This window comes from Escherichia sp. E2586, assembly GCF_005781105.1.
In the GTDB taxonomy this organism is placed as follows: domain Bacteria; phylum Pseudomonadota; class Gammaproteobacteria; order Enterobacterales; family Enterobacteriaceae; genus Escherichia.
Genome location: NZ_VATN01000018.1, coordinates 94567 through 118693, shown reverse-complemented (window position 1 = coordinate 118693; position 24127 = coordinate 94567). Strand labels below are relative to the sequence as shown.

Here is a 24127-nt window from a genome sequence, read left to right as displayed (position 1 = left end):
TGAGAAAGGCCCTCCTTACGGACTGGCGAAAACTGCTGACGCATATCATTCAGACTACGTTATTCATTACCGTTAATCCCGGCAGCGCAGAAGAAACGCTGCCGGGTTATTTATTACTGCGCGGGTGGAATATCCGAAACTTCAGGATGGACGTCATCCGTGGCTACGGATGTAGTCACAGCCGCAGTCGATGGGGCCATGATTTGATCCCATGCGGCCTGCAACTCTTTCATGTTAAATTCCGGCTCACCTTTCGGCTGCAACAGAATTAACGCCATGTCGTTCGACAGTTGCTGACGCAAATCCTGATTTAACATTTCTACCGTCAGGCTGTTGAGGAAATCCTGACGCAGTTTCTGATATTGCTCCGGCGCGATATCGACAACCTGATTTTGCAACGAACGCATCCGCTGGCCCATCAGAATATCGGTATCAGCTCGCGCATAAGCAGCAAACAATTTCTGCAACTCCAGTTTCTTTTGCGCAACCAGAGCGTTGAACTCTTCTTCCGGCAGACCTTTATCACGAACTTTCGCCAGCTCACGCGCCACCAGATTAAGGTTGCTGTTCAGCTTGTCGTTTGGTGACTCGATGTTGATGGCACACTGCGCACGCAGATACAGCACACGACAGTCAAATCCAAGACCAATGTCTTTACTGTTACTGGCGCTTAATGCTTGCTGAACGTGCCAGAACAGCGCCTCACGGGCCAGGTCCGCACGCCAGTAGCGCAGCAGTGCGGCTGATTCACGAATCGGCTGCCACGGCGTATCCCACATGATGGATAACCGGTCCTGACGTACCGCATCGGTCATAATACTCACCGCTTCCGCACGCAGAGGAGAAAGCGTCGGCACCGGAGCCGGTGTTTCACGTTTGCCTTTCAGTTCGCCAAACGTTTTGTTGATTTGGTCTACAACCGAGCGCGCATCAACGTTCCCCACCACCAGCAGCGTCATTGCATCCGGGGTGTACCATTTCTGGTAGAAATCTTTAATCTTTTCCGCTTCAACGGGTTGTTTCAGCGGATCGGCAGGATCGTGACCTAATAAAGTCGATCCCTTCAGGCGATAACGCCACCAGCCTTCTTTGGTGTCGGCAGGCCAGGTTGCCACCATGTCCTGACTTTGCAGCGCGTGGTTGATGGTTTCTGGTGTGATGGTCAGTTTGCCACTGGCATTTGCCAGATAAGAGAGCGCCTCTTTCAGCAAGTCGTTGCGGTTATTTGGCAGACTAAGATTAAACAGCGTGGTGTCGTAAGAAACGATCACCGGTGGCATCGGGCGCTTAGGGTCGATCCCCTGTTGCCACAATGAACGTGCCTGTGCCGCTTCAAGGCCACCGCTTTGCGTCAGCGCGATGCGGGGAATGGCATGACTATAACCGCTCTGTTGGGTACTTTCGGCGAGCGAACCAGTATTAACCAGCAGGCGAATTTCAACACGATCGCTGGGACGCTGGGGCGTGGTCAACACTTGCCACTGTAAACCGTTGGAGAGCGTCCCCTGTTGCCATGCTGGATCAGGCTGGAGCGCATCTGCCTGCACATAGCCAGCAGTGGCCATCACCAGCAAACCGCCCGCTAAAAGTCGAATTTTTGTGCCCTGCATGTGAACCCCTGATCAACTATCCTGGTAATAAAAGACTGCCCGTTATCGGTCAGTCTGAATAACGTTAAAAACACTTCGTGTTAGACCGCAAGAACATGGAAATGTCACGGAAGAAGTGAAATAAACCTGAACTCACCCAGGTGGTAAGTTCAGGCACAGGGGGCAATTATGCGCAAACACCCGCACTCGGGGAAGGGAGTGCGGGCATAAGAGGTGAGATTAAGAGGATAATTCGTGCGTTTTGCCTTCTGGCGCACGATTATTCAGCACATCGTCCAGTTTTTTGTGGTCCAGTTCTTTAACCCACTTAGCGACCACGATGGTTGCTACACCGTTACCGACCAGGTTAGTCAGCGCACGAGCTTCCGACATGAAGCGATCGATACCGAGGATCAGCGCTAGCCCCGCCACCGGTAAATGGCCTACGGCTGAAAGTGTCGCCGCCAGCACGATAAAGCCACTGCCCGTAACCCCTGCCGCCCCTTTAGAAGAAAGCAGCAACACGATTAATAGCGTGATTTGGTGGACGATATCCATCTGACTGTTGGTAGCCTGGGCGATAAATACCGCCGCCATCGTCAGGTATATCGATGTGCCATCAAGGTTAAACGAGTAGCCTGTCGGGATGACCAACCCCACCACCGATTTCCGGCAGCCGAGTTTTTCCATCTTGTCGAGCATACGTGGCAGCGCCGATTCGGAAGACGATGTTCCCAACACAATCAGCAGTTCTTCACGAATGTAGCGGATAAATTTGAAGATACTGAAACCGGTCGCTTTAGCGATTGAACCCAGTACCAGCACCACAAACAGGATACAGGTGATGTAGAAGCAGATAATCAGCTGCCCCAGCTGCACCAGTGTTCCGACGCCGTATTTACCGATGGTAAATGCCATCGCCCCAAACGCCCCAATCGGTGCCAGGCGCATGATCATATTGATGATGCCGAAGATGACCTGCGAGAAACTTTCGATAACGTTAAAAATCAGCTGGCCTTTGCTGCCCAGACGGTGCAGCGCAAAACCAAACAGTACGGCAAACAGCAGCACCTGCAGGATGTTACCGCTGGCAAACGCGCCAATGACGCTCGCCGGGATGACATCCATAATGAAGGCGACAATGCCCTGGTCTTTCGCCTGCGCGGCGTAAACGGCTACCGCTTTCGCATCCAGACTCGCCGGATCGACGTTCATTCCAGCACCTGGCTGTACAACGTTAACGATAATAAGACCAATAATCAGCGCGATGGTACTGACTATCTCAAAGTAAAGCAGTGCGACTGCGCCGGTACGACCGACCGCCTTCATGCTTTCCATGCCCGCAATGCCAGTGACGACGGTACAAAAGATGACGGGAGCGATGATCATCTTAATGAGCTTAACGAAGCCGTCGCCAAGCGGTTTCATTTGCTCGCCTATTTCAGGGTAGAAATGGCCAAGGAGAATACCAATGGCTATCGCTGTCAGGACCTGAAAGTAAAGGCTTTTAAACAGAGAGGTTTTCATAGGGTGTCCTTTAGTAAAACCACAGGTCTTGTAAGGTTATGGGGTACCTGCGGCCTTAAAATAACACCCAGACAACATCACAGAAATGTACCTGGATCATAATTGAAACAAAAATGTTAAAAAGTTTGAGCTGGCTCGCACAAACCAGCACTTTTTAAAGTTTTGTAATCAGTTTGGGGTAGCTATTTTTCTTCCAGGTAACTTTCTTCGAAGATTTCAATGGGAAGTGGACGTGCAAAGAGGAAGCCCTGGGCAATACCAACGCCAGCCTTTGCCAACCAGTCACGTTGTGCTTCTGTCTCTACGCCTTCAGCAATGATTTGCAGATTCAGGCTTTTCGCCAACATGATAATCGCGGCAATCATGCTGCTATCTTCCGGTAACCCATCAATGAACATTTTGTCGATTTTCAAAACGTCCACCGGGAGAGATTTCATATGCTGCAACTGACGCAACCCTGAATAGCCCATACCGAAATCATCCAGCGCCACCTGTACTCCGGCGTTGCGCAGCGGACGAAGGATTGCCACCGCCGCGTGAGGGTCATCAATGCGTCGGCTTTCTGTCACTTCCAGAATCAACGTTCCTGGCTGAACACGATAGCGCGTTAGCAGTTCCAGCATATCCGCCACCATATTCGGATGCATCAGTTGCAGCGCTGAGATGTTCACCGATAATGGCAGCATAATGCCGCGCTCCTGCCAGGCGGCAAGCAGTCGGCATGACTCTTCCAGCACCCAGTGACCGACGGTAACCATCAGTCCACAAGACTCAATACGATCAATTAACCCATCCGGTAGGTCCCAACTCCCATCCGGTTGCTGGATACGCAATAACACTTCCGCGCTGACTAACTTGCCGCTGGTCATCTCAACTTGTGGTTGTAGCCAAATCGCAAATTGATGATTTTCAAGCGCATTAAGGATATCGCTCTCTTCCGTCAGCCGCTGTTGAGCAGCTTCCATCTGCTGCGGATCATAGAACTGAATCTGATTCTTCCCTTTATGACGCGCGGTAAACGCCGCAGAAATAGCACGACCATAAAGTTGTTCGGCGGTGATATCGCCATAGAACATCGCCACGCCGATGTTACAGTGTGGGCGCAGTTGAATGCGATCAATAGGCAAGCGCTCGCTCATGATAGTGAGTACTTGCTGACCTAACGTAATAGCGTGCCACGGCTCCTGCACACCGTTGGCGATAACAGCGAAGTCATAGCCACTGACCTGCGCGAGAACCATGCGCGGCGACAGCACCGACTTGAGTTTTTCCACCAGCGTAAGTAGCAGGATTTCCCGCTGCGCCTCTTTCAGCACACCGGCGGTGTCGCGCAGGGTTTCGCAGGTGATAATCATCAGCGCAGTAGTCTGTTTACGCGTCACCACCTGTTCCAGCATCTCCATCAGCAGGGCTTTGTTTGGCAAGTCCGACACCGGGAAGCGCATCGCGTTTTCGATCTGCTCTTCATAATGACGCTGCAACAGTTGCTGGTTAAGGTTATAACTGCGCACCAGCATACCTATTTCATCGTCCTGATGCAGACGCGGCAGCGCCAGCTGATGGCCGATAATCTCTTGCGGTGGAATGGCGTTCAGCTCACGAGCAATATTGCGTAAAGGATGTAATATCAGTCGGTTAATACACCAGCTAATCGCCACTGTCAGGATGAGCGACAAAAGTAAGTAAATGGTCACTAACGTTGAGAGCGTACTCATCACGAACTTATACATGCGGAAGGAATCCGCCTGTAACACCAGATAGGCAATCGGTTGTGGGTTTGCCGGGCGCTCCAGCGAGTAAACGCCCAGCGAGATTTGCACCGGTAGTTCGAGCAGTCGGGTAACCATTACCGGCACCGGGCGTTCAGGAATAAAACTTTTACGCAGCGCCTGGAACTGGTTAGGCAGCACCACATCTGCGCGGCTGACCACGCCCGCAGGTTTGATGCTGGAGAGAATGGCCTCCGCCTGGGGAATATCCCCTTTGAGGATGGCTGAGGACAAGGGTTCGCGGACAGAACGAGCAATGCTTTCCAGTTGCGTAGCCGTGTTATAGCGATTCTGCTGTACCAGGTGGAACAGCAAAACGGTGCAAAAAACAAAGACAAACACCAGAACAACGGCCGCCACCATTGCCATCTGCTTGATTGTTAACGAACGACTAACGCGCAAATTATCTCTCCCCCGGAAATCCCAGACTGCCGCCCGAGTATACCCGATCGCAGCGGCATTAAGAGAGGCGCTATCTGAAAACTTACCAGTCGGCGTAAGGTATCAGCGGCTGTGGCGGTAAATCCATATCGCCCTGCCATCCGGCGGCAGAATACCGTACGTAGAGCAGGAAATGGCTTGGCGCATAATCTTTCGCCTGCTGGATATCAATCGCCGTGCCGACAAACCAGTTGGATGTAACGCGTCGTTCAAGTAACGCCCGCGCCGTATAGCCAAAGCCCTGGCTGCTACTGCCACCGTTGGTCTGGTCAGCGGCGTCGTCTTTCCAGTCATTCGGAATCAGGTTCATCAGCGGATAACGCGGCATGGTTTTAGTGCGCGAGTGCGACCATGAGCCAGACGCGCCCAGCTCCCATGACCAGTTTTCCGTGCGCTCACGCCACATCACCGGTACGGCAAACGACAGATATTCCTGCGGGCTGTAGTAGCCGCCCTGCCCAAGTGAGTACCCACTCAGGTCTTTGTCGTAATGCCAGATCATGTTGTTCAGGCCGATAGTGACGCGACGATTATTCTGGTTGATGACTTTATAGTAATAGCCCGTCATCCAGCGCACGCGCCAGTTATCTTCGACATTTTTTCCGGTTAACTGATCACCGCTAAGTGATGCCCAGACGCCGTTTGCCTCGCCTTTATCATAGCTCAGACTTAACCCCACACCATCGGCACGTACGCCGCCCCATTTTTTCCCGGTATTGCTCGGAGAGTCTTTCTGTCCGCCGAAGGCAAGTAATGAACTGGAAATAGGTCGGCGATGGGCGTTAACGGTGTAGCCAAGCGGCCCGATATCATCGCTGTAACTAACGCCACCGACCACGTCCACGACATTGAAGCCCATCGGCGTGGTGCCAATATCCCAACTCCAGACGTCATTTCGCCAGCCGACCGCCACGCTTGCGCCAGAATCCGACTGACTGCGATTGCCGCTACAATCTTGTAACGTACAGGTCCCCCAGTTGTTGTCCCACGTGCCGTCGTCGTTGGTGGAGAAACTGCCGACATTCATATTGACGAAATCGCTGCGGAAGAACATTCGTCCGTCCGCATAGGGCGCATCTACCTGCAACATGGTGGTGTGCGCTTTCAGATCGGAGTATCCGCCAGTGCCGCTCGATCCCCAGTAGTCGTGCTCCAGGGTGACGTTAAGATCCTGCTGACGATAGAGGTCCGCCGCATCGCTACGTACGCCGCGTTTCAGCCAGTCATCTTTCTCGTCGTTGCGGGTCAGTCGGGTAAAGGTGTCGTTATCCTGCGGACGCGTCGTGGTCACACCGGATGCGACCATCGCGTCTTTGTAGGTTTCCAGCGCCTGCTTTGGATCGCCCGCCTGTGCTTCAAACTTCGCACCATCGCGCAGTACCATCGCGCTTTCCATCGACGGCGGCTGAGATTTTGCCTGCGGGATCAGCTTGTTAAATGTCTGCTGCGCCGCTGCGGTATCGCCAAGCTGCGCCTGCGCCAGCGCCACGCGCCGCTGAGTGTTCAGAGAGGCGTTATCGGTGGCGGGCAGTTTCGCCAGCTGGCTACGTGCCGCCGCTTTGTCACCAGCAGCGATATCCACTTCCGTCAGACCAAGAATGGCGTCGACGTTATTCGACTCGCGCGTCAGGACGTTCTGATAAGCCGCGCGGGCGGCGGTGTAATCGCGCCGTTGCTGCGCCCAGTCGGCCAGGGTGAGATCAATGCGTGTGGAAGGTGGCTGCTGACGCAGCATCGCTTCCGCTTCGGCTTCTTTGCCGCTTTCACGCAGGCGATTGGCTGTTTCCAGCACCTGATCGCTTTGCAGTCGGTTCACCAGTTCATGAATATTGCTGTTCCACTGCGCGCGCGGCAGGCTGTTGATATGCGCCAGTGCCGCCCGGTCTTGATCATGACCGGAGAGATACAGCCCGTAGGCATAAACCTGCTCCGGGTCGTTCGGCTTCTGCTGCGCCAGATTGCGCATCAGAGTATCAGCCTGGCTGCGTTGTCCGGCCTGCCAGAGATCCTGCGAAAGTCGGTAAGTAATCCACACACTGCCGGGGTCCAGTGCCAGTCGCTGGCGCTGAAGTGCTGCTGCTTGCGCCCATTTGCCCTGTTTTTCCAGCGCTTCGGCCTGCTGTGACAAACGGTCGTTTTGCAGACTACGTTCAATATCGTCAACGCTGCGCCGCTGGCTGGCAGAGAGCGAGGCAATAAATGCTTCAGCCTTTTCCGGCGATTGCTGGCGATAAAGATTCGCCAGACCGCGCACGGCGTTGGTGTTGCCGCTGTCCATCCGCAGCGTCTGCTGATAATAACGTTCGGCTGCAGGGTAATCTTTGCGCGCCATCGCCACATCACCCAGCCCCAGCACCGCATAGCTGTCAGTATTATCTACATTGCGCGCCTGCTGGAATAACCGTTCCGCTTGATCAGGATTGTTCGCTTTAAGCGCGGCATCGCCCTGTTGGATCGCCAGCCAATAACGGTTCACTTTCAGCAGGCTGTTCCATTTGTCGTTGTTGCTGCTGTGCGGGTCCAGCGCGAGGGCTTTCTCCAGATTCGCCACCGCATTGGCGCGATCGCCTTTCTGAGAATACGCCTGGCCCAGCGCCCCCAGCGCTTCACTGTCTTTCGGGTTAGCACGCACCGCCAGTTGCAACTCGGGGATAGCTTTACCCGCCATGCCTGAATCCACCGCCGCTAAACCTTGCGCACGGGCACGGAAAGCAGGATCGGCCAGTTGTTTTTGTTGTTCTGCCAGTTGCGATTGTGCAGCAGCCACGTTGTCGCCATCGCTAAATACTGAGAGATATTTTTTCAGCGCCTGCACGCTGGCATCGCTGACAGGCATGTCTTTAATCTGCCCGTACCAGATTTTAGAAGCCCCCTCGCGCCCGGCGTTCGATTTCGCCATCTGCTCCAGTACGGCAAAACCTTCGTCACGGCGATCGCTGCTAAACAGCAATAGCGCCAGATTGTTTTGCAGGCCCGTATTGCCCGGCGTATCCGCATTGATGCGTTTTAGCTGATTAATCGCTTCGCCACGGCGAGCCGGAATTTTCGCCACGGTACTCCAGTACTCGACGGCAATGTCACCTTCCGGCGGCGCCCCGTTGAACAGTTTGTTGTAACCCGCCACGGCTTCTTCCGCATGCCCGGTGGTGGCCTGCAATCGTGCTTGTTGCAATGCCTGACGACCATCCGGCGTGGAAAGCAACATCGTCGTCCGCGACGATTTGTAAGCGTTTGAACTCGGCGCTAATTGCGACAATCGGTCGAGTTGTTTTTGCGCCCCATCAACATCACCCTGCCGTAACAGAGAGCGAAAACGGGCAGCAACGACGTCCGGGTTATTCGGATCAATAAGTTCCAGACGATACAGCGACTGCTGCACCAGGTCTTCGCGGTGAGTCGCTTCGCCAACTCGTACCTGCTCCAGTAGCTGTTGCTGGGCGGTTGGCGCCGCCTCGACCATCGGCATCACAGCCAGACCGAGGGAAAGTGTGAGGATGTTTAGTGTGAATTTGCGCATTCCTGGCCCCAGTCCGGTAATAACTCACCTTTTGTCGAGAAGCGGAAACGGTGTTGATCCCAGCCTTGTCCGAACAGGGTCAGCACATAATTGTAATAGGCATCGCTGCCAGGAAAGTTATCTGCCACACGCTGGCGCTGTACAGCCTGCGCGTCACGGTCCTGAAGAAATGGCAACATAGCCGCAGAAAAACCTACCGGCCCTTGCCCCTGCGCTTTACCCGTAGCGACATCAACTTTCTCCGGCGGATAGCCGTTCTTCTCAGTAAATGTCGCCATCGGTTTAAAACGCGCTAACAGCCGTGCTTTTTGCGGATCAGTATCTGGCATCATGCCGACCCACATATAAACGCGAATGGCGTCATAGCTGCTGATCAGCGTTTTTTCAGCTTTCAGCTGCCAGCCTTTATCTTTTTCATAACGCACCCAGTCAGGCGAAAAACCTTTCGGTGCAGTTTCCAGCAGCAAACGTTGATTCGTTTCGCGCAGCGTAGTCCAGGGCGCGCCAAAGCGGGTGAAATACTGCGCCAGCGTCGGTGGTAGATAACTCGGATTCAAACGCCAGCTGTTATTCTCGGCAAAGCCGACTTTTCCCGGTAACAGCATGGACCCCAGCCCCGGCACCGTCACCACTTCCTCTTGCGCAATGCGTTTTAACAATGCGCTGCCGATGTCGGTATAACGCTGCTCTTTCCACAATCGCCCCGCCTCAAGCAACGACCAGGCCATCCAGATATCACCATCAGAGGCCGAATTGCTGTCCAGCACTTCCCACTTGCTGTTCTCTTTTTTGCCCCACAGCCAGGCAGGCAAATGTTCGTTTAAGGCCCCCTGAGCAAGATTGTTCTGGGTCCAGTCAAGTAGGTTGTCAAATGTCGCACGATCATTAGCCGCCAGGGCAAAGAACATGCCGTAGCTTTGCCCTTCAGAGGTGGTAATTTTGCGTGCATCACTGGGGTCAATGACGCGCCCTTCCTGACTGATGTAATCCTTTTTGAACTGCTCCCAGGCAGGCCAGTTGCAGGCTGCCTGAACACTGAAGGCAGCCAACAGCAGCATCGTCACGATCCCACTACGCAAAACTTTCATCATCGATTACTCATTATCCGGATTAAGACGACGACGGCTGATGATGCGCAGCAGACGCCACAGTACCCATGCCAGTAGCACCACGCTGATTGCCGCCAGTATCGCCAGCAGAATCGGATGGTTCGCCAGTGCGTACCATAAACGTTCAAACCACGGCAGATGACCGACGTAATAGACGTCGCCAACGCGCAGGCTGTTAACACCGGACTCGCGAATCACCGCTACGGAACCAAACATAGTGGCGCGTTTACCGCTGTCGTTCACCGCATCGTTGAGCATCTCGTAACCGCGTGGACTATCCGCCAGTAACGCAATTACGCTGCGCTGGTCGTTATACGGTGACTGGAAGCCAATCACCGCCGCCATCGCACCAGAAGAGGTCAGCGTGGACTGAGTTTCTGCTGCGCGGTCGTTTTCGTCAGGTACAATGCCGGGGAACGGAGTCTGGCGCATCGGCGTTTTCACCCAGCTTTCGGTAGCCTGCACCAGCAGATCGATCTGCTTGTCATCTTTTAACTTGTCCGGGATACCGCCAATTATCATGATATCGGCGTCTTTCCCCTGAATGGTGCTGCCATCATCGGTCACCGTCAGGTTGATCGCCGGGAAGCCCGTCTGTGCACCAATAAAGCCCACCGTATTAAGCAGTGTTTCCATCTGCGCTTCGTTTGGTGTTTTTGGCATCACGGTAATGGTTTGCGACAAATCCGCCATCCGGCTGAACGGGAAGCCCGCATTAGCAAACGCGCGCAGATCCGGCATCGGGATGAAGTGGTAATACTTCGAGAAGTCGATGGTAGAGTCGTCACCAATCACGACGTGATTCTGCACCGGCTGGAAGGTAATACAGTTATCCACCGAACCACCCGGCATTGGGTTCATATACTCAAAATCGAAACGCAACTGGTTGGTCGCCCCCAGTTTCAGCGCCGGAATGGAGACATCGGTTTTACCATCCAGCAAACCTTGCAACACCGGGATCCGCAGCAGCAGGCGGTTCGCCTCCTGTTTACTGCTCAGGTTGAAAGATTGCAGGAACTGGTTGTTCAGGCTGATATCCATCCGCGAGCTATCTTTCACCGGCGGCATGGTGTAGCGATAGTTGATATCCATATCGATACCGGTGCTGCGCATCAGGTAGAGATCTGGCGGCAAGTTCAGCGAGATATTAATCGCTGCCGGCTCCAGCCCGCTGGACTGTAACTGTTCTTCATAGGTTTTCAGCTCACCAAAGGTGACCGGACGATCGGTTCGCACCCAGTTTGGCGCATCGTACGGTTTACGTGGCAATAGCGGTTTAACATCGTTCACCACTACGCTGTCACCGCGGAACAAAATATTGCCCTGAGCGATGCCTTTCGCCGCCTGCAATAGATCTTTGTCATCACGCCCAAAGACCACCAACAATTTGACGTAAGGATTCTCCGGATGGTTGATCATCTCAATCACCGGGGCTTTTACTGCCGGATGATCGCGCAGGAAGTCCGGTCGCTTGTCATTGGTCGCAAAGACAATCGCATTGCGGTCCGGAAGCTGATTATAGAGTACCGGGAAGTTCTGTCCGCGCCAGCCAGAACGCGAACCAAACCACGACGCAACAATCGCCGAAGCCTGTTGCAGACCAACATCCGGCGCACCAGCAAAAACTATCGGCAACGTATTGGCTCGGTTATCCCTCGGGTCGAAAAACGGAATCGGGAAGTGCGACAGATCATTTTTCACATTCAGTGATTGATATGTCAGATCCAGTCCGCTACTGCGTCCAACATCCAGCCAGAGCGTTGTGCTGGCCGGGTTTTCACAGACATCCTGATAATGACCAACAAACTCCAGCCGCACGCGGTTGAAGTCGGTGATAAACAGCGGATTAATCGGCATTTGCGCCAACGTCTTTTTACCCAACTGCTCTTTGGTCACTGGCAGCACGCCCATCAACTCATCGTTCAGATAGACTTTCAACTGCGACTGTATCGGCAGCAGTGATGGCGACGGCGTATATTCAAGGTTAAGCATCGCCTTCGTCACTACTTCATCACTGCGCATACCAAACTCTATGCTGCCGTTCGGGTTAATGCCACGCAGTACCATGCTACCCGGCGGCGGCGCGATTTGCGCAAAGGTCAGCTTCACATCGCGCGAAGGGCCATTCTGCGCCACGATGGGCGCGTCCGCGCCCTGCACGCCTGGCATCACCTGTCCGACCCGCGGATTTTGCTCCGCCTGGGCAGGCACAGTTGGCTCAGCATTGATCAGTGGTTGCGTCGTCGGTGTCGCCTGCGTCATGAAAGAGGGGAACGCACTCATCCCCATAGCCACTGCACAAATCCAGAATAGTTTTCTTTTCATCGCGTTATCATCATTGTTGAGCCAAAGCCTGATCCGATGGTTGTACCGTTTCGCTCCGCTCCGGGCGACGCGGAATGAACGAAACAACCCAGGAAACCAGAGAAGTCAGCACACGGAAAATGCCCTTCACCGAAGAAGGCGCAAACTCCGCCAGATGGCGGTAGCCACGGAAGCCGAGCTTCAGAATATCCAGCAGACTTTCCAGCGGCTTATCTTCCGGGTAGCTGTCCTGCCAGAGCGCCCATGTATCCGCACGGGCAAACGTACACTGCACAAAATCGATATGTTGCTGGGTAGTGAGCGGCATCAATTGCAGCCCCACTTCGTTACCCATCACGCGCGCAACCTGAGTCGGGAAGGCATACTCTTGCTGACCGCGTTTGAGCAGCAGATTCACTTTCTGTCCTTCCAGAATCTGCGCCTGACCGTTGATCTTGATCCCCAGGCCGCCGTCAGAGAAGTCCTGAACGGTGCAGGAGAAAAGATGCCCATCTTCCCGGGCAATCGCCGCTGGCATGGTCATCTCAACACGGTGTGAACGACGTACCTGCTTGCTTTCTACCGATACCGCTACTGCGCCGCCGAGAATAATCAGGTTGTAGAACACCCAAACCATACTAACGACCACGGTGAGCATTTCAGTCGGCGGGCCATAGAAGTAACGCCAGATGCCGACAGCAACACCGACCAGGTTGAGTAATACGAGGAAGATGTACGGTCGCGAGATCACCCAGTCGACGTACTCTTCCTCCACCAGACCACCTTTGGCGGTGACGTTAAATTTGCCTTTGTGCGGGTTAATCAGCGCCACCAGCGTCGGCGGGGCGATATACCAGGCGAGCACCGTCTCGTAGATTTCACTCCAGAAGGAGTGGCGATATTTACCCTGAATCTTCGAGTTGGTCAGGCTGGCGTGAATCATATGCGGCAGCACAAACAGGGCAATCATCAACGCAGGCGCGTAAATGATGTAGGCGTGCAGCAGCAGGAACGCCAGCGGTGCGGTCAGGAAGATCAGCCGTGGAATCCCCGACAAGAAGTGGAACATAGCGTTGACGTAGCACAGCCGCTGAGCGAACTTCAGTCCTTTACCAGTAAGCGGGTTATCAAGACGGAAGATTTGCACCATTCCACGCGCCCAACGGATACGTTGCCCAATGTGCGCCGAAAGGCTTTCAGTCGCCAGCCCCGCCGCCTGGGGAATACGCATATAAGCGGAAGTGTAGCCACGACGGTGTAAACGCAGAGAAGTATGCGCATCTTCAGTCACGGTTTCGACCGCGATGCCGCCAATCTCGTCCAACGGCTTACGACGAATCACCGCACAGGAACCGCAGAAGAAAGTGGCATCCCACATGTCATTACCGTCCTGCACCAGACCGTAGAACAGCGTGCCTTCGTTCGGCGTTTTACGAAAACGCCCCAGGTTGCGTTCGAACGGATCTGGTGAGAAGAAGTGGTGAGGCGTCTGCATCATCGCCAACTGCTTTTCTTTCAGGAACCAGCCCATGGTCATTTGCAGGAACGAGCGTGTGGGAACGTGGTCGCAGTCGAAAATCGACACGAACTCGCCTTTGGCATATTTCAGTGCATTGTTGATGTTGCCTGCTTTCGCATGTTCATGCGTCGTTCGGGCGATATATTTCACCCCCACGTTTTGCGCAAACTGGCGAAACTCTTCCCTGCCGCCGTCATCGAGGATCCAGATGTTGAGTTTGTCTTTCGGCCAGTCGATACCCAGCGAAGCATAAATGGTATTTTTCACCACGCTGAGATCTTCGTTGTAGGTCGGTACAAAGATATCCACCGACGGCCATTGCGACATGTCTTTCGGCAGCGGTACTGGCTGACGATTCAGTGGCCATACCACCTGGAAGTAGCCAAGCACCAGCACAATCCACGCATAAGTTTCCGCAAATAGCAGGATTAAGCCACATACCAGGCTGACCGGATCATCCCAGTTCAACGTCGAGGTATATCGCCACCAGATATAGCGACACGAAACAGTCAGCGACAGCACAATCAACATCAACGCCGAGAAGCGCCCTGGCATACGCCGCACCATTAGCGCCACGCCCCACAGCAACATCAGGAAGATAAATTGCGACAACGGGTTAAAAGGCTGAGTGACGCAAATTAGCGCCAGAATCAGCGAGAAAGTCACAATAACACCAAGAATAAAACGCCGTGCTCCGGCGCTCAGATGGCCAAGTTCTTTTTTCTCATCAAGATGTTGCGTGTTCTGGCTGACACGTTCTGGTAGTTTGTCCATCCATTGATGGTAACGCCCACGGATATTCTGCAGGCCAGAAAATGCCCGCCAGCGTGGTTTTGGCGTCTCTCTGCGTGAAGCGCCGATCAACAACCAGCAAGTCTGAATGACATAACGGACTGGATCCAACGGGCACGGACGCGAAGCGTTGATATGTGGGTAAAGGTTTTTATGTTCTGCGCGGATACGCTGCCAGCGCGGGTGTTCAAGCGGAATGAACACCCAGGCCAGGATCAGCCAAAAACAGCCAAGCGTCGCGCTGAAAGCCGATGCGCCGTGACGACGATAATCCCGATAACGCCCGATAAGACGCGCGTTGACCGGCGGGATAAGCAACCACCGGGTCAAGATACTCATGACGCGCTCCCGACTGGCTTTTTCAGACCGGAATAGTTCAACAGGCACCAGTTTGCCAGCGTCAGAACTTCCTCCGCCGCCAGCGCATCACTGCGGTATTCACCTAACGGCTGTTTCGCCGCCAGGCATTCAGCCATCGCTTCATCGCGATGAATCAACATTGGCAGTAACCGGCGCTGGCTTTGCAACCACAACTGGTAAATATCTTCCTGTACCTGGCTGCCAATGCGGAAATCATTAATCAATATATGCGCGCCAGCAGGCAATGCTTGCTGATGCAGCCGAATATGGCAGTTAGCATCCACTTTAACGATTGCCAGCGAGTGATCGCACAGGCTCAGGATTTGATGCGTTATCTGCGAGGCGTCGCGCGGTAAGTCGATCAAAATCCATTGATAACGCCCACTGGCCTGCAGCTGCTGCAAGCCTTCGCAAATTGCACCCAACTGAGTTTGCCAGTGCTGGGGATTCTCTTGCTCTTCAATGGTTAACTGACCAAAAGGCAGCAGATCGAGCTGAGAGGTATAGCGCATCCCGGCATCTCGCCAGTCCTGACCATCCAGTATGGCTCTGGCCCAGCCCTGACGATGGGTAAAATCAACGTTGAACGACAAGCGCAACAAATTGTCCGGGCAGGCATCAACCACCAGGACATTTTCTCCCAACATTTGCAATGCCCAGGCCAACGCGGCGGTGATGGTTGTTGTACCCACACCTCCCCGCACCCCCTGTAATCCCAGTACGGCCATTCACTACTCCCCTACTTCTGTTGCGCAAACTCAGCCAACAATGGCCAGCGTTTTAACGCCGCTGCTAACTGCTCACGCTGAGAAATATCGGCATAATCGATATCAGGCAGTGAAAACGCCTGCTTTAACGCCAAAATATCATTCTGAAAGATATAGCCTATCGCGGGATCAGGCAGAGTATCCTGTTCGTTGTTATTCATTATGCTTAATCTCGATAAAATATACCCGCCACGCATCAGTCAATTCTAATCGACAGAATTTTGCCCGTATAATGCCAGACGGCAATACGTAATCCGTTCATTTTTTAACTTTCATGTACGCAACTAACGAAAGTAAAAAACGAAAAGACTGATATCATAAGGCTTCCAGCCTGCTAAATTGATTCACATGCTAAATCTGATAAGTTTTAATTTCAATGGTAGGTTTATTTCTTAGCTTTCGCTAGTAAACTAATAATCAGACAAAATGGTGACTTGAGGGACGTTGTGGACCCTGTATTCTCTATCGGTATCTCATCTTTGTGGGATGAGTTGCGGCATATGCCAGCAGGCGGCGTCTGGTGGTTTAACGTCGATCGTCAAGAAGATGCTATCAGCCTTGTGAATCAAACGATGGCTTCTCAAGCTGAAACCGCGAAAGTCGCGGTCATTAGCATGGATAACGATCCCGAAAAAACCTTCAAATTAGATGATTCTCACGGACCGGAAAAAATAAAATTATTTTCAATGCTAAATCATGAAAAGGGGCTATACTATTTGCCCCGTGATTTACAATGTTCTATTGATCCCGAAAATTATCTTTTCATTCTTGTTTGTGCCAATAATGCATGGCAAAACATTCCAACTGAGCGGCTTCGTTCATGGCTGGATAAAATGAACAAGTGGAGCAGATTATACCATTGCTCACTGCTGGTAATTAATCCAGGAAATAATAACGATAAACAATTTTCATTGTTGCTGGAGGAATACCGCTCACTTTTTGGGCTTGCCAGTTTGCGTTTTCAGGGCGATCAACATCTGCTGGATATCGCCTTCTGGTGCAACGAAAAAGGGGTTAGCGCCCGTCAGCAACTCATCGTTCAGCAGCAAGAGGGTATCTGGACGTTAGTTCAGCGTGAAGAAGCGGAGATCCAACCACGCAGCGATGAAAAACGCATTCTTAGCAATATTGCTGTGCTGGAAGGCGCCCCCCCTTTATCAGAACACTGGCAACTGTTCGACAACAACGAAACTCTGTTCAATGAAGCCCGGACTGCACAGGCTGCAACCGTCGTTTTCTCTTTACAGCAAAATGGGCAAATTGAACCACTGGCCCGCAGCATTCATACCCTGCGTCGCCAGCGTGGTAGTGCGATGAAGATCCTCGTGCGGGAAAATACCGCCAGCCTGCGTGCCACGGATGAACGTTTGTTGTTGGCCTGCGGTGCGAATATGGTGATTCCGTGGAATGCTCCGCTCTCCCGTTGTCTGACGATGATTGAAAGCGTGCAAGGGCAGAAGTTCAGCCGCTATGTTCCGGAAGATATCACTACCCTGCTATCCATGACCCAACCGCTGAAACTGCGCGGTTTTCAAAAGTGGGATGTGTTCTGTGAGGCGGTCAATAACATGATGAATAACACGTTGTTGCCTGCTCATGGTAAAGGCGTGCTGGTCGCTTTACGCCCAGTACCGGGCATCCGCGTTGAGCAAGCCCTGACGCTGTGCCGTCCAAATCGCACTGGCGACATTATGACCGTTGGTGGAAATCGACTGGTCCTGTTCCTCTCATTCTGCAGGATCAACGATCTGGATACTGCGTTGAATCACATTTTCCCGTTACCTACCGGCGATATTTTCTCTAACCGCATGGTCTGGTTTGAAGATGACCAAATCAGCGCCGAGCTGGTGCAAATGCGTCTGCTGGCCCCGGAACAATGGGGGGTGCCACTGCCTTTAACTCAGGCCTCCATGCCGGTAATCAATGCCGAGCATGATGGGCGTAACTGGCGACGAATACCGGAACCGCTGCGACTGTTGAGTGATCCTGTGGAGCATTCATCATGATGACCATCAGCGATATCATTGAAATCATTATCGTTTGTGCGATTGTTTTTTTCCCGCTGGGCTATCTGGCGCGCCATTCCCTACGGCGCATTCGTGACACCCTGCGTTTGTTATTTGCGAAACCTCGTTATGTAAAACCGGCCGGTACGTTACGCCGTGCAGAAAAAGCCAGGGCTACCAAAAAATGACTCAATTTACCCAAAATACCGCTATGCCTTCTTCCCTCTGGCAATACTGGCGCGGCCTTTCTGGCTGGAACTTTTATTTTCTGGTTAAGTTCGGCCTGTTGTGGGCGGGCTACCTTAACTTCCATCCGCTACTCAATCTGGTATTTGCCGCGTTCCTGCTGATGCCGATTCCGCGCTACAGCCTGCATCGCCTGCGCCACTGGATCGCCCTGCCAATCGGCTTTGCCCTCTTCTGGCATGATACCTGGCTACCTGGCCCGGAAAGTATTATGAGCCAGGGGTCACAAGTGGCAGGCTTTAGTCCCGATTATTTAATCGATCTGGTCACGCGCTTTATTAACTGGCAGATGATTGGTGCTGTCTTTGTTTTGTTAGTGGCCTGGTTATTCTTGTCGCAATGGATTCGCATCACCGTTTTTGTGGTCGCCATTCTGGTATGGCTGAACGTACTTACGCTGGCTGGTCCAAGTTTCTCCCTGTGGCCAGCCGGTCAACCGACCACCACGGTAACAACGACGGGCGGTAACGCTGCGGCAACAGTCGCGGCAACCGGCGGCACGCCAGTAGTTGGAGATATGCCAGCGCAAACTGCACCACCGACAACCGCAAACCTCAATGCCTGGCTGAATAATTTCTATAACGCCGAGGCGAAACGTAAATCGACCTTCCCATCCGCGCTGCCAGCGGATGCGCAGCCATTTGAGCTTCTGGTGATTAATATCTGTTCGCTTTCATGGTCGGATATTGAAGCTGCCGGATTAATGTCACATCCGTTGTGGTCGCATTTTGATATTGAGTTCAAGAATTTCAACTCTGCAACCTCATACAGCGGTCCGGCGGCGATTCGTCTGCTGCGCGCCAGTTGCGGTCAGCCATCGCACACCAATCTGTATCAACCAGCAAATAATGACTGCTATCTGTTCGATAACTTGTCAAAACTGGGCTTTACCCAGCACCTGATGATGGGACATAACGGCCAGTTTGGCGGCTTCCTGAAAGAAGTTCGCGAAAACGGCGGTATGCAGACCGAATTGATGGATCAAACAAATCTTCCCGTCATTTTGCTGGGCTTTGATGGTTCGCCGGTTTATGACGATACTGCCGTGCTTAACCGCTGGCTGGACGTTACCGAAAAAGATAAAAACAGCCGTAGCGCCACGTTCTACAACACGCTTCCACTGCATGACGGCAACCATTATCCGGGCGTCAGCAAAACAGCGGATTACAAAGCGCGAGCGCAGAAGTTCTTTGATGAACTGGACGCCTTCTTTACTGAACTGGAGAAATCGGGTCGTAAAGTGATGGTCGTCGTAGTACCGGAACACGGTGGCGCGTTGAAAGGTGACAGAATGCAAGTTTCTGGTTTGCGTGATATCCCCAGCCCGGCAATCACTGATGTACCGGTTGGCGTGAAATTCTTCGGCATGAAAACACCACATCAGGGCGCACCAATTGTCATCGACCAACCAAGCAGCTTCCTGGCAATCTCTGATCTGGTGGTTCGCGTTCTCGACGGCAAGATTTTCACCGAAGACAATGTTGACTGGAAAAAACTCACTAGTGGATTACCACAGACTGCGCCTGTTTCCGAGAACTCGAATGCGGTGGTCATTCAATATCAAAATAAACCGTATGTTCGCCTGAACGGTGGCGACTGGGTGCCTTATCCGCAGTAATTACGAAAAAGGCCGCAGAGTTTCCCCCTGCGGCCTGGACCGGGCGCAAATTGCCATTACGGCAGCCTGACGCCCGCATGACATATTACTTCCGCTTATTCAGCCAGCTCACGATCAGGCTGGCAAGAATGCCAGCAATGACCGGAGCCGCTAAATCATGCCAGAAGGCCATGCTCAACTCTGCGAGCGTCATATAGCCGCCTCTGTTGTAATGACAACGTTTCGCGGCTATCCTTGAGTCGTCTAGTTTCAAGAATGGCCCCCGTGATGTTGTCAGGTGCATACCTGCAGCGTGCGGGGGTTTTCTCTCTCCAGCAACCAATGCCACCAGGGATCAAGCCCCCCGCAACATTGCGCCTCACCGGAACCTTCCGGCTTGCCGCTGATTCTACGACCATTTTTGTGCTTCGAAATCCATCACTTCTTCACTCTGTGCTGCGCATTCCGCAGAATATTATCCACTTGCAACCGTTGCATTTTTCTTACGAAAAAGGCCGCAGAGTTTCCCCCTGCGGCCTGGTCCGGGCGCAAATTGCCATTACGGCAGCCTGACACCCGCATGGCATATTACTTCCGCTTATTCAGCCAGCTCACGATCAGGCTGGCAAGAATGCCAGCAATGACCGGAGCCGCTAAATCGTGCCAGAAGGCCATGCCCAACTCTGCGAGCGTCATATAGCCGCCTCTGTTGTAATGACAACGTTTCGCGGCTATTCTTGAATGGTCTAGATGCAAAAATGGCCCCCGTGATGTTGTCAGGTGCATACCTGCAATGTGCGGGGGTTTTCTCTCTCCAGCAACCAATGCCACCAGGGATAAAGCCCCCGCAACATTGCGCCTCACCGGAATCTTCCGGCTTGCGGCTGATTCTACAGCTGTTTTTCTGCTTCGAAATCCGTCACTTCTTCACTCTGTGCTGCGCATTCCGCAGAATATGACCGGCTTGCAACCGTTGCATTTTTCTTACGAAAAAGGCCGCAGAGTTTCACCCCTGCGGCCTGGTCCGGGCGCAAATTGCCATTACGGCAGCCTGACGCCCACGTTGCATATTACTTCCGCTTATTCAGCCAGCTCACGATCAGGCTGGCGAGAATGCCAGCAATGACCGGAGCCGCTAAATCATGCCAGAAGGCCATGCTCAACTCTGCGAGCGTCATATAGCCGCCTCTGTTGTAATGACAACGTTTCGCGGCTATCCTTGAGTTGTCTACTATCAAGAATGGCCCCCGTGATGTTGTCAGGTGCATACCTGCAACGTGCGGGGGTTTTCTCTTTCCAGCAACCAATGCCGCCGGGGATAAAGCCCCCGCAACATTGCGCCTCACCGGAATCCTTCCGGCTTGCCGCTGATTCTACGATTGCGTTTTACCGTCAGCATCTGGCAATTTTCCTCACTGCGTGATGCCTTCCAGCTTAATTTCTTTGTTTACAATAGTTGCAGTTCATATCCGAGCTGACTCCAGACTGGTAGTGAAATGCGCAATTTTGTAGAATTGCGCCTCCTCGCAATCTCCCCAGTGAATCTGTTGTCTCATTCGTTACACACTGCGTATTCAACTTCTCTACCAGTTGCGCAAGAGAAGCTGGGGTTATTCATTTTTACGAGGCTGACTTCTTTCTGGACAGGACTTTATGCAGCACAACACACAACCATTACACGATCACAAATTGCCGTTTACGCGCTACGACTTCGGCTGGGTTTTATTATGTATAGGAATGGCGATTGGTGCCGGAACCGTGCTGATGCCGGTACAAATTGGCCTGAAGGGGATTTGGGTATTTATTACCGCTGCAATCATTGCTTATCCGGCAACCTGGATAGTGCAGGACATTTATTTAAAGACACTTTCAGAAAGTGATTCCTGTAATGACTATACAGATATTATCAGTCATTACCTGGGCAAAAACTGGGGAATTTTCCTCGGGGTTATCTACTTTTTGATGATTATCCACGGGATTTTTATCTACTCTCTCTCCGTGGTTTTCGACAGCGCCTCATACCTGAAAACCTTCGGTTTAACCGATGCCGATCTTTCACAATCTCTACTTTATAAAGTCGCTATTTTCGCCGTACTGGTGGCGATTGCGTCTGGTGGTGAAAGGTTGCTATTTAAGATCTCCGGGCCAATGGTGGTGGTCAAAGTCGGCATTATTGTCGTGTTCGGTTTTGCGATGATCCCGCACTGGAATTTCGCCAATATAACCGCCTTCCCACAAGCCTCCGTATTTTTCCGCGACGTCCTGCTCACCATTCCATTTTGTTTCTTCTCTGCGGTATTTATTCAGGTGCTTAACCCGATGAATATTGCCTATCGTAAACGGGAAACAGATAAAGTACTGGCAACTCGGCTCGCGCTGCGTACCCACCGGATTAGCTATATCACGCTCATCGCGGTGATCCTGTTTTTTGCCTTTTCGTTTACCTTCTCAATTAGCCACGAAGAAGCCGTTTCTGCCTTTGAACAAAATATCTCGGCACTGGCACTAGCCGCGCAGGTGATCCCCGGGCATATCATTCATATCACCTCTACGGTGCTGAATATCTTTGCCGTACTGACCGCATTCTTTGGCATTTACCTCGGTTTCCACGAGGCCATTAAAGGCATTATTCTCAATCTGTTAAGCCGAATTATTGATACCCAGAAAATTAACTCGCGTATGCTGACTCTGGCAATTTGCGCTTTTATCGTCATTACGTTGACGATTTGGGTTTCGTTTCGTGTATCGGTGCTGGTGTTCTTTCAGTTAGGAAGCCCGTTATATGGCATTGTGTCGTGCCTGATTCCGTTTTTCCTGATCTCTAAAGTTTCACAACTGAAAAAACTACGCGGGCTAAAAACATGGCTTATCCTGTTTTATGGCATTTTGCTGTGCTTTTCGCCGCTGTTGAAGCTGATTGAGTAAAAGTAACGGGGGCTGCTCACAGCAGCCCCAGACGATGTCGATAGCATTTCAGTACAGCCTGGATATGCTCCTGAGTCATAAAGGACTGTTCATACGTTTCCATAACAATGGCATTTTCTTTACGTATATCCTGAAAGAGTTTTTCCAGCAATCTGGGCGCTAATCCCATCGATTCACCCAACAGCAAAAAGTCCTGCCCGATATACTCACCATAATCACTTTCAAATCCAGGAGCCAGTTCCCGACCGCCTTCTTCTCGCATCAATAACGGCAGCGCCAGATAGTTTGAGAGAAAATATTCCGGATTGGGAGCGATAGAAACAAAGTCATACACCGGCGCTAACGCTGGCGTCAAACCATCGGAGTACACTAAGCCAAAGTTTCGTAAATGCATGTCGTTATTACCCAGCAACCAGGCGTAAACAATGCGACGAAAGAGATCGATTTTAAATGCGATGTTGTCGTTAACATGGGCAATTAAAAATCGGGCCAGCGTTTCATAGCTGACGTATTGCTCGTTATCATTTCCCGTTTTGCCATATTTATCTGTAATCTGCATCGCACCATCAAGCTGCTCCTGATGCACTGGCTGCCCCTTGTCATCCCGGTCATAGCGCCGGATAACAAACGCGTATTCAAGCTCCTCCTCTGATTGTGGTGCAAAACTCAGCAGGCCATGCACAGGTACGTCAAATCCCAAACGAGACATCAATGTCATTGTTGCATGTTCATTTTCGGCCAAACCGGGAAAGTCGGCTGGAGAGGGCTTAAGGATAAAATTTCCCTGATGATCTACGACGCGGAACTCTCCTTCATCCAGCACTAATTGCAATTTGGGCTGGTAACCGGAAATACTCATCCCTTTTTGTTGACGCGGAAGTTCCTGCACAAACTGAGTTCGCGTAAACCCCAGCCGAGGATTCAATTTTGCAGTGCCGCTCAGGCGCTTCAACCCTTGTGTCGAATATCCGCGCTGTTCGTCACGTTCATTCAGCGGCGTTAACAGAATGCGACAATTCGCCATTATTCCTCCCAAGGTAAAATCTGGATTGCCCCCAGCAGATTCTTGCCGTTATCAATAAGCATTCCCAGCGGATCGTTTTCGTCACGATGCTGTATCTGGCTGTAGCGTTGACGCAGCCATCCTTCTGGCGCCAGTGAGGCAAAATAAGGATGCAACTTCTCACTAGGAAACTGACGCTGTGCGACGGGCAGACTGATTGAGATTGCCGGTCCGTGGTAATCCGGGGCGTACTGAAACAAAAAACCACTGTCGTTCTGAGAGAGTTCACCCACTACCTGACCATAGAGCAACACTTTCACTCGTCGATGCATAGTTTCACTCCAAGAACGTTCGCCACCGCAAACACACTGCCGAATTTAACCTGTTCAGGATCCTTAAAAAGTCGCTTTAACGTGGACGTTGAGATCCCCGTTTGTAGTTCAAGTGTGTATAAATCAATGCCCAATTCTTTGCGACGTGCGTTCAGTTGTTCCCCCAAATGACGAGGAGTCTCAATGGTCCGGAGGGGGCGTGGTTGACTAATATTCGGCCCCTGAATAAGTTTCTTCTGCAACTCCTGGAGCTGGTCGCCGATCGCTTTCAACTCTTGAGCCAGATTCTGTGACCCCGTGTAGATCATTAAAGAACCTTTCAAT

General features: G+C 52.2%; 19 protein-coding genes. 4 read left to right on the top strand and 15 right to left on the bottom strand.

What is annotated here, in order from left to right; all coding sequences use genetic code 11:
- Positions 1–113: 113 nt before the first annotated feature.
- The 9 genes from FEK50_RS17195 to bcsR form a co-directional block, all read right to left on the bottom strand.
- The gene (locus tag FEK50_RS17195) at positions 114–1610 is read right to left on the bottom strand and encodes a pitrilysin family protein (protein WP_130210118.1); all 1497 of its coding nucleotides are present in this window, start codon (positions 1608–1610) and stop codon (positions 114–116) included.
- Positions 1611–1829: 219 nt separating this feature from the next.
- Positions 1830–3116 carry a C4-dicarboxylate transporter DctC gene (gene dctA / locus FEK50_RS17190; RefSeq protein ID WP_130216296.1) on the bottom strand — a complete coding sequence of 429 codons (1287 nt, stop codon included), beginning with the start codon at positions 3114–3116 and terminating at the stop codon, positions 1830–1832.
- A gap of 182 nt (positions 3117–3298) precedes the next feature.
- Positions 3299–5287, bottom strand: a complete 1989-nt coding sequence (gene hmsP / locus FEK50_RS17185) for a biofilm formation regulator HmsP (protein ID WP_130210114.1) — start codon at positions 5285–5287, stop codon at positions 3299–3301.
- Positions 5288–5369: 82 nt separating this feature from the next.
- Complete coding sequence (gene bcsC, locus FEK50_RS17180; protein WP_131161487.1) at positions 5370–8843, bottom strand: cellulose synthase complex outer membrane protein BcsC; 3474 nt, start codon at positions 8841–8843, stop codon at positions 5370–5372.
- On the bottom strand, positions 8825–9931 hold the full coding sequence (bcsZ, locus tag FEK50_RS17175) for a cellulose synthase complex periplasmic endoglucanase BcsZ (RefSeq protein WP_131161492.1): 1107 nt from the start codon (positions 9929–9931) through the stop codon (positions 8825–8827). The genes bcsC and bcsZ overlap by 19 nt, the downstream gene beginning before the upstream one ends.
- Positions 9932–9937: 6 nt before the next feature.
- Positions 9938–12277 (bottom strand): cellulose biosynthesis cyclic di-GMP-binding regulatory protein BcsB, encoded by a 2340-nt coding sequence (gene bcsB, locus FEK50_RS17170; protein ID WP_130210110.1) that lies wholly within the window; start codon positions 12275–12277, stop codon positions 9938–9940.
- A gap of 10 nt (positions 12278–12287) precedes the next feature.
- Entirely contained in the window at positions 12288–14906 is a 2619-nt protein-coding gene (gene bcsA, locus FEK50_RS17165; protein WP_131161486.1) for a UDP-forming cellulose synthase catalytic subunit, read from the bottom strand.
- The gene (bcsQ, locus tag FEK50_RS17160) at positions 14903–15655 is read right to left on the bottom strand and encodes a cellulose biosynthesis protein BcsQ (protein WP_130210106.1); all 753 of its coding nucleotides are present in this window, start codon (positions 15653–15655) and stop codon (positions 14903–14905) included. The genes bcsA and bcsQ overlap by 4 nt, the downstream gene beginning before the upstream one ends.
- A gap of 11 nt (positions 15656–15666) precedes the next feature.
- On the bottom strand, positions 15667–15855 hold the full coding sequence (gene bcsR / locus FEK50_RS17155) for a cellulose biosynthesis protein BcsR (RefSeq protein WP_064527810.1): 189 nt from the start codon (positions 15853–15855) through the stop codon (positions 15667–15669).
- A gap of 273 nt (positions 15856–16128) precedes the next feature.
- On the opposite strand from bcsR, the gene bcsE reads away from it, so the two are divergent.
- The 3 genes from bcsE to bcsG are packed head-to-tail and all read left to right on the top strand — an operon-like array spanning position 16129 to position 19564.
- Positions 16129–17700 (top strand): cellulose biosynthesis c-di-GMP-binding protein BcsE, encoded by a 1572-nt coding sequence (bcsE, locus tag FEK50_RS17150; protein WP_130210104.1) that lies wholly within the window; start codon positions 16129–16131, stop codon positions 17698–17700.
- Positions 17697–17888 (top strand): cellulose biosynthesis protein BcsF, encoded by a 192-nt coding sequence (gene bcsF / locus FEK50_RS17145; protein WP_130210102.1) that lies wholly within the window; start codon positions 17697–17699, stop codon positions 17886–17888. Before bcsE ends, bcsF begins: the two co-directional genes overlap by 4 nt.
- Complete coding sequence (bcsG, locus tag FEK50_RS17140) at positions 17885–19564, top strand: cellulose biosynthesis protein BcsG (RefSeq protein ID WP_130210100.1); 1680 nt, start codon at positions 17885–17887, stop codon at positions 19562–19564. Before bcsF ends, bcsG begins: the two co-directional genes overlap by 4 nt.
- An 85-nt stretch (positions 19565–19649) precedes the next feature.
- On the opposite strand, the gene FEK50_RS17135 is transcribed toward bcsG, so the two are convergent.
- The 3 genes from FEK50_RS17135 to FEK50_RS24220 all read right to left on the bottom strand — a co-directional run bounded on the left by FEK50_RS17135 (position 19650) and on the right by FEK50_RS24220 (position 20721).
- The gene (locus FEK50_RS17135) at positions 19650–19757 is read right to left on the bottom strand and encodes a type I toxin-antitoxin system toxin Ldr family protein (protein WP_074399497.1); all 108 of its coding nucleotides are present in this window, start codon (positions 19755–19757) and stop codon (positions 19650–19652) included.
- A gap of 374 nt (positions 19758–20131) precedes the next feature.
- Positions 20132–20239 (bottom strand): type I toxin-antitoxin system toxin Ldr family protein, encoded by a 108-nt coding sequence (locus FEK50_RS17130; protein WP_002431793.1) that lies wholly within the window; start codon positions 20237–20239, stop codon positions 20132–20134.
- Positions 20240–20613: 374 nt separating this feature from the next.
- Positions 20614–20721, bottom strand: coding sequence for a type I toxin-antitoxin system toxin Ldr family protein (locus FEK50_RS24220; protein WP_074399497.1), 108 nt, complete (start codon positions 20719–20721; stop codon positions 20614–20616).
- Between the two features lie 475 nt (positions 20722–21196).
- On the opposite strand from FEK50_RS24220, the gene FEK50_RS17110 reads away from it, so the two are divergent.
- Positions 21197–22468: an amino acid permease gene (locus tag FEK50_RS17110; RefSeq protein WP_130210096.1), complete on the top strand. Its 1272-nt coding sequence runs from the start codon at positions 21197–21199 to the stop codon at positions 22466–22468.
- 16 nt (positions 22469–22484) lie between these two features.
- Here FEK50_RS17110 and FEK50_RS17105 read toward each other — a convergent pair whose 3' ends face one another.
- From FEK50_RS17105 to FEK50_RS17095, 3 genes are read right to left on the bottom strand one after another with little or no spacing between them, the layout of a single operon-like run.
- Complete coding sequence (locus FEK50_RS17105) at positions 22485–23492, bottom strand: HipA domain-containing protein (RefSeq protein ID WP_131161484.1); 1008 nt, start codon at positions 23490–23492, stop codon at positions 22485–22487.
- Positions 23492–23803: a HipA N-terminal domain-containing protein gene (locus FEK50_RS17100; protein WP_131161483.1), complete on the bottom strand. Its 312-nt coding sequence runs from the start codon at positions 23801–23803 to the stop codon at positions 23492–23494. The genes FEK50_RS17105 and FEK50_RS17100 overlap by 1 nt, the downstream gene beginning before the upstream one ends.
- Positions 23788–24111 carry a helix-turn-helix transcriptional regulator gene (locus tag FEK50_RS17095; protein ID WP_130260126.1) on the bottom strand — a complete coding sequence of 108 codons (324 nt, stop codon included), beginning with the start codon at positions 24109–24111 and terminating at the stop codon, positions 23788–23790. The genes FEK50_RS17100 and FEK50_RS17095 overlap by 16 nt, the downstream gene beginning before the upstream one ends.
- Positions 24112–24127 lie beyond the last annotated feature (16 nt).